The following is a 14,805-nucleotide window of genomic DNA, read 5'->3' as shown; positions in this document are numbered from 1 at the left end:
GATCGCGCGGCCAGGCCTCACCGCCGTGCCGTAACCGTCCCCTCCACCGCGAACAGCTGCTCCTCCACGTGATCGAGAGCGAGCCGCAACGCCCCCATCACCACAGCCGCCTCGCCCAGGACCGAAAGCGCCACCCGAGGCGGTCGCAGACAGTAGCGCGACAACTCCTTGCGCAGCGGCTCCAGTACGCCGTCGATCCCCGCCGCCCAACCGCCGACCACGACAAGCTCCGGGTCAAGGGCCAGCACGAGCGCCGCCACATCGTGCACCAGGCGCTGGATGAAGCGGTCGACGGCCGCCCGGGCCCGCTGGTCGCCCTCACGCGCTTGCGCGAAGACCTCCGCGACCGCCTGCTCGTCGAGCGGATGCAGCGGCTCGTCGGTCGTGGACAGCAGCGTCTCCGGAGTCGCCTCACGGCCCAGCAGATGCAGCGCGCCGATCTCGCCGGCCGCGCCCCCATAGCCCCGGTGCAGCCGCCCGCCGATCAGCGACCCGGCGCCCGGACTCAGCCCGGCCAGCACGAACACCATGTCGTCGGAGTCGATGGCCGCGCCCTTCCAGTGCTCGGCGACCGCGCACGCGTTGGCGTCGTTCTCCACGAGCACCGGGCATTTGAAGGAGCGCCGCAGCCTCTCGCCCAGGTCCAGGCCCGTCCACTCCGGCAGCGCCGCGCCCAGGCGCACGGTGCCGTCGGCCTTGACGATGCCGGGTGTGGCCACGCCGACGGCGCGCAGGGAGCCGCGCGAGACTCCGGCCTGGCGCAGCAGTTCGGCGACGGCGGTACGCAGCCGCTCGAGCCGTTCGTCCGCCGACGCCGTCTCGCAGACGTCCTTGGCGATCGTGCCCAGGACCCGGCCGTCCAGGTCCGCGAGGAGCGCGGCCACGCGGTGCGAGCCGATCTCAAGGCCCAGCAGATGCCCCGCCTCCGCCCGGAACCGGTACCGCCGCGCGGGCCGCCCCTGACGCCGCGCGGCGCCCTCCTCGGCCGCGGCCTCGACGACGAGTCCGCCCGCGACGAGCCCCTCGACGACGCCCTCGACGGTGGGCCGGGACAGCCCGGTCACCCGGGTGATCTCGGTGAGAGTCGCGAAGTCCGTGGCCCGCAGCGCGTGCAGCACCACCGCGGAGTTGATCCTCCGCAGCAGAGAGGGATCCCCGCCGGTCAGCTGCCCCAACGTACGTCCTCCCAGCTCGTGCGCGTGTTGGCCGGATCGTACTCGTCGAGCCCGGACCCGGCGAGTGCCTGGCACGAGCCCCTTCCCACCGGCCCCGGATCAACCGGGCGCCACGAATCCCGACTCGTACGCCGCGATCACCGCCTGTGTCCGGTCCCGCGCCCCCAACTTCGCCAGTACGGCGCTGACATGGGACTTCACCGTCTCGGTGCCGACCACCAGCCGCTCGGCGATCTCCGCGTTCGACAAGCCGCGGGTCATCAGCCGCAGTACCTCCGCCTCGCGCTCGGTCAGCGCGGCCCGCTCCAGCACCGCCCGCGCCGCGGGATTCCCACGACCGTCACCGTCCCCGTACTCGGCGGCCAGCTGCCGCACCGACGCCGGAAACAGCAGCGACTCGCCCTCCGCGACCAGCCGCACCGCGTGCACGATCTCCGCGGGCCGCGCCCGCTTCAGCAGGAAACCGTCGGCACCCGCGCGCAGCGCCTCGTACACATACTCGTCGTTCTCGAAGGTCGTCACCACGAGGATCTTCGGCGGCCGGTCGACGGTCCGCAGCACCGCTCGCGTGGCCTCGATGCCGTCCAGGAGCGGCATGCGTACGTCCATGGCGACGACGTCCGGCCGCAGCTGCCGCACCAGAGGGATCACCGCGGCACCGTCGGCCGCCTCACCGACCACCTCGATGTCGGGCTGCGCCGAGAGAACGGCACGCAGTCCCGCTCGTACGAGGGGTTCGTCGTCGACGAGCAGAACGGTGACCGGCATCCGGCCAGCGTAGATCAGCGCAATGGCAGCTCGGCGTGCACCTGCCAGTCGCCGTCGTCCGGGCCGGTCCGCGCACGGCCGCCGAGCAGCGCCGCGCGCTCCCGTATGCCCCGCAGGCCGCTGCCCCGGCCGGGGCCGGATATCGCAGCGGTCAGCGGATTGCGCACCTCCAGGGAGAGGGCTTGGTCCTCGACCGCGATACGGACCCGGACGGGCACGGACCCCGCGTGCCGCAGCACATTCGTGAGCGACTCCTGGAGGATGCGATAGCCCTCGCGCGAGACCGGTCCTGGCACGGTCTCCAGGGCGCCCGTCACCTCGGCGTCGACCTTCGCCCCGGAGGTGCGGGCCGACTCCAGGAGCCGGTCGGCCTCGGCCAGCGTCGGGCGGCGGCTCGCGGGCCGCTCCGACTCGCGCAACACGCCCAGCACCCGCTCCAGGTCCTCAAGGGCGGCCCGGCCCGTGTCCTCGATGGCGCCCAGGGCCCGGTCGGTGAACTCCGGGTCGCCTGCCGCCCGCGCGGCACCCGCCTGCACCACGGCCACGGTCAGCGCGTGGCCGATCGAGTCATGCAGCTCACGGGCGATGCGCGTGCGCTCCAGGAGCCGTTCGGTGCGCTCCTCCAGGGCGGCGACCCGCTCGGCCGCGGACGGTCCGAGGAGACGCCGCGCGATGACCGTGATCAGCTCGCCGAGACCGACCACTACGGCGTAGAGCGCAATCAGCGCCAGCGGTGCGAGCAGCGCGTACGCCCAGTGGGGCTCCGAAATCGGCAGGAGTGGATTGTCGTCAGGCACATGGCCGAACGAGACTCGCGTCAGGTCCACGGCGAGGACCGGCAGCCAGACAGAGACCCCCATCGCCACCACGCCGAGGGCCATGCGTATCTCCAGCCACACCACCGTCCGCAGCCGGTCCCGCCACGTGGCCGACGGCGCGACCGTGATCGCCGCGTCCGGGGCGCCCCGCTCGCCCGGCGTCAGCAGCAACTGCGCCTGCACACCCTCGCCCAGGCGCACGGCCGGGATCAGCCCCAGCGGAAGCAGCAACACCGCGGGCACCCACGGCTTGGACATGTCGATGAACATCCACACGCTGACGAACAGCATGGGAACCCACAGGTGCAGCAAGCGGGTGTACGTCGTCCCCCGGATCAGCGGGCGCAGCAGGCGGGCCATTCCGTCATGGTGGCAGCCGCCACTGACAACGAGCCTCCCCCGAGCGAGGGAGACGTTCTCCACGGGTGGGGGAGGCCCGAACCCATGCCCGACCGCCAGCCTTGAGCCATGACCAGCATCGACGTCCAAGACCTCACCAAGGAGTACGGCAGCACGCGCGCCGTGGACCGGTTGACCTTCCACGTCGCGCCGGGCCGGGTCACCGGTTTCCTCGGCCCCAACGGCGCCGGGAAATCAACCACCATGCGGCTCGTGCTCGGCCTGGACCGGCCGACGTCCGGCACCGCCACCATCGGCGGCCGCCCCTACGCGACGCTCGACGAGCCGCTGCGCCACGTCGGCGCCCTGCTCGACGCACAGGCCGCGCACGGCGCGCGCACCGCACGGGACCATCTGCGCGTGCTCGCCGCGAGCAACCGCCTCCCGGAGCGCCGCGCGGACGAGGTCCTGGAAGAAGCGGGGCTCGCCTCGGTCGCCCGCCGCCGCGTCAGGACGTACTCCCTCGGCATGCGACAGCGCCTGGGCGTCGCTGCCGCGCTCCTGGGCGACCCGCCGGTGGTCCTGCTCGACGAGCCGTCGAACGGGCTCGACCCCGAAGGCATCATCTGGATCCGGGAGTTGATGCGCCGGCTCGCCCGCGAGGGCCGCACCGTGCTCGTCTCCAGCCACCTGATGAACGAGACCGCGTCCTTCGCCGACCACCTCGTCGTCCTGGGCCGCGGCCGCCTGCTCGCCGACATGCCGATGCGGGAGTTCATCGACGCGCGCGTGCAGCCACGCGTACGCGTGCGCACCACCGAAGGTGCGGCACTTCGGGAACTGCTCGCCCGGCACGGATACGACGCCGTGGAGGGTGCGGACGAACGGTGGATCGTGCACCACGCGCGCGTGGACGACATCGGCCGCCTCATATCGGGCACGGGAATGCCCATCCTGGAACTCGCCGCGGAGGAGGGCACGTTGGAGCAGGCGTACCTCGATCTGACCGCGACGGAGGCCGAGTTCGCCGCCCAGACCCCAAAGACATCGAACCAGCCGCAGGAGGCCTGACCGTGCCCTTCACACCCGTACTCCACTCCGAGTGGCTCAAGATCCGTACGCTGCGCTCCCTCGTCGCCGGACTGGCCGCCGTCGTAGTCGTCACCGCGGCCTTCTCCGCGATCGCCGGGCTCGACGCCTCCTCGGACGAGGACTTCGACCCCTTGTTCTCGGCGTTCTTCGGAGTCAGCTTCGGACAGATCGCGGCGATCACGTTCGGCGCGCAGGCCGTCTCGTCGGAGTTCCAGGGCGGTGCGCTGCGGGTCTCGCTGGCCGCGGTGCCTCATCGGGGACGGTGGTTCGCGGCGAAGGCGACGGCGATCGGCGTACCGGCCCTGGCCGTCGGGCTGGTCACCGGGTTCGTGACCCTGGCCGTGGGCAAGGCAGTCCTCGGCGACCAGGGGAGCGGGCTGAGCTGGGGCGAGGGACTGCGGGGTGTCGTCGGTTGCGGGATCTACCTCGCGCTGATGGCCCTTTTCGCGGCCGGGCTGACCGCGCTGCTGCGCAGCGGCGTCGCGACCCTGAGCATCCTGATCCCGTTCCTGCTCATCGTGTCGTTCGTCGTCGGGGGAGCGTCCGGCTCAGTCGCCGACTTCCTGCCGGACAAGGCGGGCCAGGTGGTTCTCCACGAGACGTCCGACGGCGCGCTCGGCCCTTGGAGCGGGCTGGCGGTGACTGCGCTGTGGGCCGTGGCCGCGCTGGTGGCGGGTGGCTGGAGTGTTCGCCGCCGGGACGCTTGAGCAGCGGTTGAGTCACGGCTGACGGGGCCACTCAATGAAGGAGCTGTCGTTCCAACTCCTCGCCATGCTCACCGAGACGGCCCCGCCGTGAACGGCTAGTCCTGCGCGGCCACCCGCAACCGCCCGAACTCCTCCGCCATCGTCTCCGCCGTCCAATGCGCGTTCAGACCACTGGGATTGGGCAGCACCCACACGCGCGTGTCACCGATCGTCCGCTCCTGTGGGCCCACTTTGGCCTTGCGGTCGTCGAAGGCCGCCCGGTACGCGGTGACGCCCACCACCGCAAGCCAGCGCGGACGCAGCCGCGCCACCTTCAGGCTCAGCAGCCGCCCGCCCTCCCGGTACTCCTCCGCGGTCAGCTCGTCGGCTCGCGCGGACGCCCGCGCCACCACGTTCGTGATGCCGAGCCCGTACGACAGCAACTCGCCCTGCTCCGAAGGCTTCAGCAGCCGGGGTGTGAAGCCGGAGAGGTACAGGACCGGCCAGAAGCGGTTGCCCGGGCGGGCGAAATGGTGGCCGGTCGCGGCCGTCATGAGGCCGGGATTGATGCCGCAGAACAGAACGCGGAGGCCGTCCGCGACGACATCCGGCACGAGCCGGTCGCGGGCGGCCTCAAGTTCCGCGGGGGTGAAGCGGGTCAGAGGATCGCCCCCGGCGCGTAACCCGCCGCCTCGGGGTGCTGCTTGACGATCTCCTCGATCCGGCCGACGACCGCGGAAACCTGACCGGCAGCGGCACCCGTGAAGGACAGCTTGTCGGCCATCAGCGCGTCGAGCCCGGGCCGGTCGAGCGGGATGCGCTCGTCCGCCGCCAGCTTGTCGAGCAGTTCGTTGCGCTCGGCGCCCTGCTCGCGCATCGCGAGAGCGGAGGCGACGGCGTTCTCCTTGATGGCCTCGTGCGCGACCTCCCGGCCGACGCCGGCGCGTACGGCACCCATCAGGACCTTCGTCGTCGCGAGGAACGGCAGATAACGGTCCAGCTCACGCGCGACGACCGCGGGGAAGGCGCCGAACTCGTCGAGGACGGTGAGGAACGTCTCCAGCAGTCCGTCGAGTGCGAAGAAGCCGTCGGGCAGCGCGACCCGGCGCACCACCGAGCAGGAGACGTCGCCTTCGTTCCACTGGTCGCCCGCCAGCTCGCCGGTCATCGAGGCGTAGCCGCGCAGGATCACCATCAGCCCGTTGACGCGCTCGCAGGAGCGGGTGTTCATCTTGTGCGGCATCGCCGAGGAGCCGACCTGACCCGGCTTGAAGCCCTCGGTCACCAGCTCGTGCCCGGCCATCAGACGGATCGTCTTCGCGAGCGAGGACGGGGCCGCGGCCACCTGCACCAGGGCGGTGACGACCTCGTAGTCGAGCGAGCGCGGGTAGACCTGGCCGACGGAGGTGAAGGCCTGCGAGAAGCCGAGGTGCCCGGCGATGCGCTGCTCCAGCTCGGCGAGCTTCGCCGCGTCGCCGCCCAGCAGGTCGAGCATGTCCTGGGCCGTGCCCACCGGGCCCTTGATACCGCGCAGCGGGTAACGGGCGAGCAACTCCTCGACCCGGCCGTACGCGACGAGCAGCTCGTCGGCGGCGGTTGCGAAGCGCTTGCCGAGGGTGGTGGCCTGCGCGGCGACGTTGTGCGAGCGACCGGCCATGACCAGCTCGCCGTACTCACCGGCCAGCTTGCCGAGCCGCGCCAGGACCGCCACCGTACGGTCGCGCATCAGCTCCAGCGAGAGCCGGATCTGCAGCTGCTCGACGTTCTCCGTGAGGTCACGCGAGGTCATGCCCTTGTGGACGTGCTCGTGCCCGGCGAGATCGTTGAACTCCTCGATCCGCGCCTTCACATCGTGCCGCGTGACCTTCTCGCGCTCGGCGATCGAGGCCAGGTCGACCTGGTCGAGCACACGCTCGTAGTCGGCGAGGGCGGCATCCGGCACCTCGATCCCGAGATCCTTCTGGGCCCGCAGCACGGCGAGCCAGAGCTGACGCTCCAGCTTCACCTTCTGCTCGGGGGACCACAGGACGGCAAGCTCGGTGGAGGCGTAGCGGCCGGCGAGGACGTTCGGGATACGGGGCTTTGCGGGCGCGGGAGTCACGTGGCCTGATTCTACTGGCGGTTCCCGCAGGCCAGCGCCATGGGGTTGTTCGTCGGAAGCTACAAGCGCGGTCCGAGGCCGCTCAGGACGCATCGGCGAGCTCCGCCAGGATGTCGGCGTGGCACAGCTCCGGAGCGCACCAGCAGGCCAGGGTCTTGCCGCGCAGTTCGGGCACCAGGTCGAGGAGGTCGGGGCGTTCGAGGAGGTACGTCCGGTACTTGGCCATGACCTCGGCGCGCGTGCCATCGTGCTTCTTCTTAGCGGTGTCGGGGACGAACGGGTTGTTGAGCGGGTGCTCCGGAAGGTCCCAGCCGCCCCTGGTCCAGCGGCGGCCGACGTACACGAGGTTCGCGGGGGCGTTCTCAAGGCGGGGCCCGAATTCCTGGATACGGCCCTTGAGGTTGATCACGGTGGTGGTCACGCGAGGCTCCCTTCGCGCTGCCGGGCGACGATTCCGATCATCCGACGCGCAGGCGGCCCACGCCACCGCCCCTTCGTACGCCTACGCCACTCCCTTCGTACGCCTACGCCACTCCCTACGTACGCCTACGCCACCGACCCGTCGAACGGCAGCAACTCGGGCCGCTTGGCCGGTCGGCCGTCCCCCGAGGAGCGCCCCGTAAGCCGCCGCCCGATCCACGGCAGCAGGTACTGCCGGGCGAACCGGACGTCTGCGGTCCGGCGGGCGCCCCAACCGGGTGGTGCGCTCGCGGGCATCGGGGTGCGCCACTCGGTGTCCTGCGCCTCGTAGCCGAGTGTCTGCCACACCGCCTCCGCGACGCGGCGGTGTCCTTCGGCCGTCAGGTGCAGCCGGTCCACGTCCCACATGCGGGGGTCGGCGAGTGAAGGGGCGCCGTAGAGGTCGACCACGAGTGCGCCGTGCCGGGCCGCGAGGTCGTCCACGCAGGCGAACAGCTCCTCCATGCGCGGCCGGAACCGTTCCAGTACCGGGCCTTGACGGCCAGGGCTGCGCATCAGCACGAGCTGCTTGCAGGACGGGGCGAGCCGCTCGACGGCCTCCTCCAGGAGCCCGCGTACCCGACCCATGTCGCACTTGGGGCGCAGTGTGTCGTTCAGCCCGCCCACCAGCGTGATCAGGTCCGGCTGCATGGCCGCCGCCACGCTCACCTGGTCGGCCACGATCTGCCCGATCAGTTTGCCGCGCACGGCGAGGTTGGCGTACCGGAAGCCCGGTGTCCGAGCGGCCATCCGCCCCGCCAGCAGGTCGGCCCAGCCGCGATACGAGCCGTCGGGCAACCGGTCCGACATGCCCTCGGTGAAGGAGTCGCCGACCGCGACAAGACTGGTGTAGGTGGCATTCGTCTCCATGGCAGGAGCGATGGTATCCCGAGGCACATACCCAGCGGTCGGCCGCCCACTGGGACCTACTGGCCCCCGCCGGTCGGCCGGTGGCGGTCACCCACCGGCCCCGCCCCCTCACGCCGGCTGCCCGAACAACTCCCGCAACACGTCCTCCATCGTCACCACCCCCGCCAGCAGCCCGTCCCCGCCGATCACCGCCGCCAGATGCGTACGACTGCGCCGCATCGCCGTGAGCACGTCGTCCAGGGGCGTGCTCTCCCGGACGCGTGCGATCGAGCGCATGTCCGTGACCCGGAACGGGAGGTCGCGCGGCATCGCGTCCAGCGCGTCCTTGACGTGGAGGTAGCCGACGATGCGGCGGCCGTCGTCCACGACGGGGAAGCGGGAGAAGCCGGACTCGGCGGACAGGGCCTCCAACCGCTCGGGCGTGACACCCACGCGCGCGTACACGACGCTTTCCAGCGGGAGGACGACGTCCCTGACGGGGCGGCGGCCCAGCTCCAGGGCGTCGTGCAGCCGTTCCTGGGCCCGGTCGTCGATCAGGCCCGCGGCACTGGAGTCCTGGACGAGGCGGGCGAGTTCGTCGTCCGAGAAGGTCGCGGTCACCTCGTCCCGCACCTCGACGCGCATCAGCTTCAGCAGCGCGTTCGCGAAGGCGTTGATCGTGAAGATCACCGGACGCAGCGCCCGGGACAGCGCGACCAGCGGCGGGCCGAGCAGCAGTGCCGTGCGCACCGGTTCGGCGAGCGCGATGTTCTTCGGCACCATCTCGCCGAGGAGCATGTGCAGATACGTCGCCAAGGTCAGCGCGATCACGAACGAGATCACGTGCCCCGCGCCCTCCGGCACCCCCACCGCGTGGAAAACCGGCTCCAGCAGATGCTCGATCGCGGGCTCCGCGACCACACCCAGGACCAGCGTGCACAGCGTGATGCCGAGCTGTGCGGCGGCCATCAGCGCGGAAACGTGCTTCAGACCCCACAGCACGCTCCGCGCCCGCCGGTCGCCCTGTTCGGCGTAGGGCTCAATTTGGCTGCGGCGTACGGAGATCAGCGCGAACTCGGCGCCCACGAAGAACGCGTTCACGACGAGCGTCGCCAGACCGATCAGCAGCTGTACGGCGGTCACAGCGTCCCCTCCTCGTCAACGAGCGGCAGCGGCGCGTGCAGCAGCACCCGCGCGGCCCGATGCCCCGATGCGTCCGTCACCTCGAGCCGCCAGCCGACGACGTCCACGGTGTCGCCGACGTCGGGAATGCGGCCGAGTTCGGTCGCGACGAGCCCGGCCAGCGTTTCGTACGGCCCCTCGGGCACCCGCAGCCCGACCCGCGCGAGCTGGTCGGTGCGGGCCGCGCCGTCGGCGGAGTACAGCGCCCGGCCGTCGTCGTCCTTGCCAGCCTGGGCCAGGTCGGGCACCTCGTGCGGATCGTGCTCGTCCCGCACCTCGCCGACGACCTCCTCGACGATGTCCTCCAGAGTGGCGACCCCGGCGGTGCCGCCGTACTCGTCGATGACGACGGCCATCGTGCGCTTCCCGGACATCCGGTCCAGGAGCCGGTCGACGGTCAGCGACTCCGGTACGAGGAGGGGTTCGCGCATCAGCTGCGCGACGGAGCTGCGGCTGCGGCGCTCGGCGGGCACCGCCAGTACGTCCTTGATGTGCGCGACGCCCACGACCGAGTCGAGGTTGCCCCGGTAGACGGGGAAGCGCGAAAGACCCGTCGCCCGCGTCGCGTTCGCCACGTCCTCGCAGGTCGCCTGCACGTCAAGGGCGATGACCTGGACGCGTGGCGTCATCACGTTCTCCGCGGTCAGGTCCGCGAGGTTCAGCGTGCGGACGAACAGCTCGGCGGTGTCGGCCTCCAGCGCACCCTCCTTCGCGGAGTGCCGGGCGAGGGCCATCAGCTCCTGGGGTCCGCGGGCGGAGGCCAGCTCCTCGGTGGGCTCGACGCCGAAGCGGCGTACGACACGATTCGCGGTGTTGTTGAGATGGGTGATGAACGGCCGGAACAGCGTGCTGAACCAGCGCTGCGGCGTCGCCACCTTCTTGGCCACCGAGAGCGGCGAGGAGATCGCCCAGTTCTTGGGCACGAGCTCGCCGACGACCATCAGGAACACCGTCGACAGTGCCGTACCGATGACCAGCGCGGTCGAAGAGGCCACCGAGGGGCCCATGCCGGCCGCCTCCAGCGGACCCGCGATCAGCTTGGCGATGGACGGCTCGGCGAGCATGCCGACGATCAAGTTGGTGACGGTGATGCCGAGTTGCGCGCCGGACAGCTGGAAGGTCAGATTCCGTACGGCCTTGAGGGCGCCCGAGGCGCCGACCTCGCCGCGCTCTACGGCCCGCTCCAGCTCGCTGCGCTCGACCGTGGTCAGCGAGAACTCCGCCGCGACGAAGGCGCCGCAGGCCAGGGAGAGCAGAACGGCCACCGCGAGGAGGAGCACTTCGGTCATCGGGTCACCTCCGTCCCATGGTCGGACAGGGGCGGGGGGATCGCATGATGCCGACGCGGCGGGAGGCCGCGCGGGCTGCCGGGACTGGGAGGCTCGCCCATGGGCGGACGCTCACACCTTTCCTGGGAAGAAGAAGACCTGATGCACACATAGTAAAGGGTCAGCAAAGTCGCCCGTACTCCGGTCACTCACCGAGCGGCTTCACCCACCGCCGCCAGTGCTCCTCGGGCGTGTACCCCGCCGCCCGCCACGCATGATGCGCGGTCTCGTTGCGCTTGAGCACCATCGCGTCGCCCCGGCGCCCGCCCAGGCGTACGAAGCGCTCCTCCGCCGCGGCGAGGAGCGCCGAACCGATGCCGAGGCGACGGCGGTCCGGGTGCACGGCGAGCCGGTACAGATGGCAGCGCCAGCCGTCGAATCTGGGCAACTCACAAACGTGGCCCGTGCTTACAGCGGTTTGACCCAGCGTCGCCAGTGGTCCTCGCGATGGTAGCCAGCCGCGGCCCACGTGTGGTGGGCCTGTTCGTTGGCTTCCAGGACCATGGCGTCGACGCGTCGCCCGCCCAGGGCGGCGAAGCGTTGTTCGGCTGCTTCCAGTAGGGCGGTGGCGATGCCTTGCCGACGGCAGTCCGGGTGTACGGCCAGCCGGTAGGCGGAGCATCGCCATCCGTCGAAGCCGGCTATGACGGTTCCGGTGAGGAGGCCGTCGCGCTCGGCGAGGAGCAGGGCTTCGGGGTCTCGTGTGATGAGTCGGGCGACTCCGGCGTGGTCGTCGCTGATGCTGGTTCCTTCCGCGGCGTCGCGCCAGAACTGCAGCACGGTGTCGATGTCCGAGAGGGTGGCGCAGCGGATGTGGAGATCGCTCATGGGGGGAGCCAAGCAGAGCGCCGGTCTGTCTGGCGAATGGTTTCCGTGCAGAGGGTGGACATCGCGGGCTGCTCACCGCCATCGGCAGGGCCAGGAGGAGGGGCAGCTCCTCCTGGCCCTGCCGATGGCATGCGTCCTGCGGCTGCTCGTCGGCGGCTTCGTCTCCCTGTTGCTCGGGCGGCGCCGACCGCCGGTATCGGGGGTAGTCGAGGTCCAGCTGTTTCGCTGCGTACAGGGCACGGGGTAGCGGGAGCGGTCGGACCAGGCGATGGTCTGGTGACACACGATTACGATGGATCACGCCCCCGCTGTGATCCCTGGCCCCACGTCTTCGAGGACGAGGACTGGAAGGATGGCCAGTCCCAGATTCTGAAGATCCACGTTCGGGCTGGCGGCCTTCTCGGCAACGCTGGGCAGCCAGGAAGCCAGCCGGTCCAGTGCCGATACCAAGCCTTCCCGGTTGCCACCGAGCAGTGCTGCCACGAGTGACACGACGTCGGCGCGGGAGCTGCCTGCCGGAGCCGGGAGCGTGGCCAACATCGACGGTGCGTGCTGGTCATGAGCCTTACAGACCGCCGTGAGGGCGGCGAGAGCGAATCGGACGGCATCGCTCTCGTCTTCCCAGCGGGACAGCAGCCTCGGCAGCTCGCTTTCTCACGCGACCCGGTCTCCTTGATCACCGTGTCCACCAGCACGAAGTCCACGATCTGCGTCAACTCGCCCAGGTGGCCGGGCGCGTACACACCCCCGGCCGCCTCGACCGTGCGCGTGATGACAGACTTCTCCTGCAACGGGACTCCCGATGATCTTCTTGCTCGACACAAGTTGATCTATCAAAACGTCCCGTTGCGCCATTCACCAGAGTTTGACCTGCGACTCAAGACTCAAACGCAACGGTGACGGTGACGGTGTTGAGCTTGAGCTGCGCGAAGGGTCGGTCAGGCCGCCCGGTGCAGGACGCCGCGATCTCCAGTGAGCCGTTCCGGCCCGCTGCCGAGGCAGGCCGGGGCCACGTACGCACGGCGGGGCCGGAGCCCTGGGTCACGATGGGGCGATCATGCCCGCCGAGAGGTCGATGTCCGCGCCGCACAGGCCCGGCATGGCGAGCATCGCCACCAGGGCTTTCGCCACTTCGTCCTCCTCCACCAGCCTGCCCAGGGCCGCCCGGGACGCGAAGGCCTGCTCGGCCTCTTCCGGTGTGCTGCCCGTCAGTTCCGCCTCCAGCCGGAAGTTGCGGTCCATGCGCGGGCCGCGCACCGGGCCGGGGGAGAGGGAGTTGACGGCGACACCCTGGGGTCCGACCTCACCGGCGAGGGTGCGGGTCAGGCCCAGCAGGGCCATCTTGGAGGCCGTGTAGGGAGTGCGGTTGAGGAGGGGGCGTTTGCCGCTGACCGATGCGATGTTGACGATGTCGCCTCGGCCGGCCGCGATCATCGGGGGGAGGAAGGCCCGGCACATCAGGTAGGCGCCTCGTACGTTGGCGGCGAAGACCCCGTCCCACTCGTCGGGTGTGATGTCGGTGAGGGGCTTCACCGGGCCCGCGACGCCCGCGTTGTTGACCAGGACAGAGATGTCCTCGTCGGCGAGCGTGTCCTTGAGTGTCGTGACCGACGCCGGGTCCGACACGTCGCACATCGCGGTGCGGACCGTGCCACCCTCCAGGGCCACGCGGCGAGCCGCACCGGAGAGGGCCTGCTCGTTGCGGCCGACGAGGATCACCCGGGCACCGGCCCGGCCGAGGCCCACGGAGAAGGCCTGCCCCAACGGGCCCCCTCCGCCGGAGACCAGTGCCGTACGGCCCTGCAGGGGCAGGATGGTCATGCCCGCACCGCCCAGGGCAGTTCGTCTCCCGCCGCCTTGGCGGCCCGTACGTCGCCGGACCGGGCGTGTCCCTCGAACAGCTCCACCCGGGCGGCCCGGCCGCACAACCGGCCGAGCAGCGCCTGCGAACCGGCGTCTGTGACCTCCTGGTAGGTCACCGTCTTGAGGTACTTGCCGACCCACAGGCCACCGGTGTAGCGGGCGGCGCCCCGCGTGGGCAGCACGTGGTTGGTACCGATGACCTTGTCGCCGAAGGACACGCAGGTGCCCTCACCGAGGAACAGCGCGCCGTACTGGGTCAGCCGCTCCAGCGCCTCGCGCGGGTTGGCGGTGAGCACCTCCACATGCTCGTACGCGAACTCGTCGGCCAGGGTGTACATCTCGTCCAGGGAGTCCACCACGATCACCTGGCCGTGGTCCCGCCACGCCGGCTCCGCGAAGTCCTTCGTCGGCATGCCGGGCAGCAGCCGCTCCACCTCGGCGATGGTCCGCTCGCCCACCTCGCGGGAGGTGGTGATCAGCACGGCGGGGGAGTCGGGGCCGTGCTCGGCCTGGGAGAGCAGGTCGACGGCGCAGGTGAACGGGTCGGCGTCCGCGTCGGCCAGCACCAGGATCTCGGTGGGGCCGGCGAACAGGTCGATGCCGATCTCGCCGAACAACTGCCGCTTGGCCTCGGCGACGTACGCGTTGCCCGGCCCGGCGATCAGGTCCACGGGTCGCATGGTGTCGGTACCGGCGGCCATCGCGGCGACGGCCTGGACACCGCCGAGCAGCCAGATCTCGTCGGCGCCCGCCAGGTGCGCGGCGGCGACGGTCGCGGCGGGGACCTCGCCGCGGATCGGCGGGGTGCAGGCGACGACCCGGGGCACGCCCGCGACCTTCGCCGTGACGATGGTCATGTGGGCGGAAGCGGTCAGCGGGTAGCGGCCCCCGGGGACGTAGGCGCCCGCGGTCTGGACGGGGATGTGCCTCTGGCCGAGCTTCACGCCCGGCAGAGTCTCCATCTCGAACTCGCCCAGGGAGGCGAGTTGGTGGCGGGCGAACGTGCGCACCTGCTCCTGCACGAAGCAGATATCCTCGATGACCTGGGTGGGAACCGAGGAGACGATCTCTTCGATCTGCTCCGCCGACAGCCGGAAGGACTCCGGGCTCCATCCGTCGAACTTCTCGGAGTACTCGCGCACCGCCGTGTCGCCGCGTTCGCGGATGTCCGCGATGACGTCGGTGACCGTGGCGCGCACGGCGTCCAGGTCAACGGCGACCTGTTCCCTGGATACGGCGGTCTTCAGAAATGTCTTCGCCACGGTGGTGCCTTTCTCGGATGCTTCGGGTGCGTTTCGACAGAGGGGGCGGCGGGTG

16 protein-coding genes are annotated in these 14,805 nt (G+C 70.9%); 2 read left to right on the top strand and 14 right to left on the bottom strand.

The features are described 5' to 3' along the window. Positions 1 to 17 precede the first annotated feature (17 nt). The 3 genes from OP79_RS32305 to OP79_RS32295 all read right to left on the bottom strand — a co-directional run bounded on the left by OP79_RS32305 (position 18) and on the right by OP79_RS32295 (position 3,121). Positions 18 to 1,175, bottom strand: a complete 1,158-nt coding sequence (locus OP79_RS32305) for an ROK family transcriptional regulator (RefSeq protein ID WP_033325205.1) — start codon at positions 1,173 to 1,175, stop codon at positions 18 to 20. A 99-nt stretch (positions 1,176 to 1,274) separates the two neighbouring features. After that, positions 1,275 to 1,943, bottom strand: a complete 669-nt coding sequence (locus tag OP79_RS32300) for a response regulator transcription factor (protein ID WP_033325204.1) — start codon at positions 1,941 to 1,943, stop codon at positions 1,275 to 1,277. A 14-nt stretch (positions 1,944 to 1,957) separates the two neighbouring features. Next, entirely contained in the window at positions 1,958 to 3,121 is a 1,164-nt protein-coding gene (locus OP79_RS32295; RefSeq protein WP_033325203.1) for a sensor histidine kinase, read from the bottom strand. Positions 3,122 to 3,229: 108 nt separating this feature from the next. Between OP79_RS32295 and OP79_RS32290 the strand changes: the two genes are divergently transcribed. Both OP79_RS32290 and OP79_RS32285 read left to right on the top strand, forming a co-directional pair. Further along, positions 3,230 to 4,171, top strand: coding sequence for an ABC transporter ATP-binding protein (locus tag OP79_RS32290; protein ID WP_033325202.1), 942 nt, complete (start codon positions 3,230 to 3,232; stop codon positions 4,169 to 4,171). Between the two features lie 2 nt (positions 4,172 to 4,173). Beyond that, entirely contained in the window at positions 4,174 to 4,899 is a 726-nt protein-coding gene (locus OP79_RS32285) for an ABC transporter permease subunit (RefSeq protein ID WP_033325201.1), read from the top strand. Between the two features lie 95 nt (positions 4,900 to 4,994). Here OP79_RS32285 and mug read toward each other — a convergent pair whose 3' ends face one another. The 11 genes from mug to hisD all read right to left on the bottom strand — a co-directional run bounded on the left by mug (position 4,995) and on the right by hisD (position 14,750). Next, entirely contained in the window at positions 4,995 to 5,492 is a 498-nt protein-coding gene (gene mug / locus OP79_RS32280) for a G/U mismatch-specific DNA glycosylase (RefSeq protein WP_033325200.1), read from the bottom strand. A 44-nt stretch (positions 5,493 to 5,536) separates the two neighbouring features. Next, positions 5,537 to 6,979 carry an adenylosuccinate lyase gene (gene purB / locus OP79_RS32275; protein ID WP_033325199.1) on the bottom strand — a complete coding sequence of 481 codons (1,443 nt, stop codon included), beginning with the start codon at positions 6,977 to 6,979 and terminating at the stop codon, positions 5,537 to 5,539. Between the two features lie 82 nt (positions 6,980 to 7,061). Continuing rightward, positions 7,062 to 7,400, bottom strand: coding sequence for a DUF4326 domain-containing protein (locus OP79_RS32270; RefSeq protein WP_033325198.1), 339 nt, complete (start codon positions 7,398 to 7,400; stop codon positions 7,062 to 7,064). Positions 7,401 to 7,525: 125 nt separating this feature from the next. Next, complete coding sequence (locus tag OP79_RS32265; RefSeq protein ID WP_033325197.1) at positions 7,526 to 8,308, bottom strand: SGNH/GDSL hydrolase family protein; 783 nt, start codon at positions 8,306 to 8,308, stop codon at positions 7,526 to 7,528. 108 nt (positions 8,309 to 8,416) lie between these two features. Continuing rightward, the gene (locus OP79_RS32260) at positions 8,417 to 9,430 is read right to left on the bottom strand and encodes a hemolysin family protein (RefSeq protein ID WP_033325196.1); all 1,014 of its coding nucleotides are present in this window, start codon (positions 9,428 to 9,430) and stop codon (positions 8,417 to 8,419) included. Beyond that, on the bottom strand, positions 9,427 to 10,758 hold the full coding sequence (locus OP79_RS32255) for a hemolysin family protein (RefSeq protein WP_033325195.1): 1,332 nt from the start codon (positions 10,756 to 10,758) through the stop codon (positions 9,427 to 9,429). Before OP79_RS32255 ends, OP79_RS32260 begins: the two co-directional genes overlap by 4 nt. A gap of 184 nt (positions 10,759 to 10,942) precedes the next feature. After that, positions 10,943 to 11,266, bottom strand: coding sequence for a GNAT family N-acetyltransferase (locus OP79_RS32250; protein ID WP_281193280.1), 324 nt, complete (start codon positions 11,264 to 11,266; stop codon positions 10,943 to 10,945). Next, complete coding sequence (locus OP79_RS32245; protein WP_033325194.1) at positions 11,206 to 11,625, bottom strand: GNAT family N-acetyltransferase; 420 nt, start codon at positions 11,623 to 11,625, stop codon at positions 11,206 to 11,208. The genes OP79_RS32250 and OP79_RS32245 overlap by 61 nt, the downstream gene beginning before the upstream one ends. Positions 11,626 to 11,922: 297 nt before the next feature. Continuing rightward, the gene (locus OP79_RS56495) at positions 11,923 to 12,108 is read right to left on the bottom strand and encodes a hypothetical protein (RefSeq protein ID WP_211270903.1); all 186 of its coding nucleotides are present in this window, start codon (positions 12,106 to 12,108) and stop codon (positions 11,923 to 11,925) included. A 558-nt stretch (positions 12,109 to 12,666) separates the two neighbouring features. After that, positions 12,667 to 13,446 (bottom strand): SDR family NAD(P)-dependent oxidoreductase, encoded by a 780-nt coding sequence (locus tag OP79_RS32230; protein WP_033325191.1) that lies wholly within the window; start codon positions 13,444 to 13,446, stop codon positions 12,667 to 12,669. Continuing rightward, on the bottom strand, positions 13,443 to 14,750 hold the full coding sequence (gene hisD / locus OP79_RS32225; RefSeq protein ID WP_033325190.1) for a histidinol dehydrogenase: 1,308 nt from the start codon (positions 14,748 to 14,750) through the stop codon (positions 13,443 to 13,445). Before hisD ends, OP79_RS32230 begins: the two co-directional genes overlap by 4 nt. Between the last annotated feature and the right edge of the window lie 55 nt (positions 14,751 to 14,805).

Source organism: Streptomyces yerevanensis (genome assembly GCF_000716805.1).
Classification (GTDB): domain Bacteria; phylum Actinomycetota; class Actinomycetes; order Streptomycetales; family Streptomycetaceae; genus Streptomyces; species Streptomyces flaveus.
Note: the sequence above shows the minus strand (reverse complement) of the source record. Positions and strands in the feature narration are given on the sequence as shown.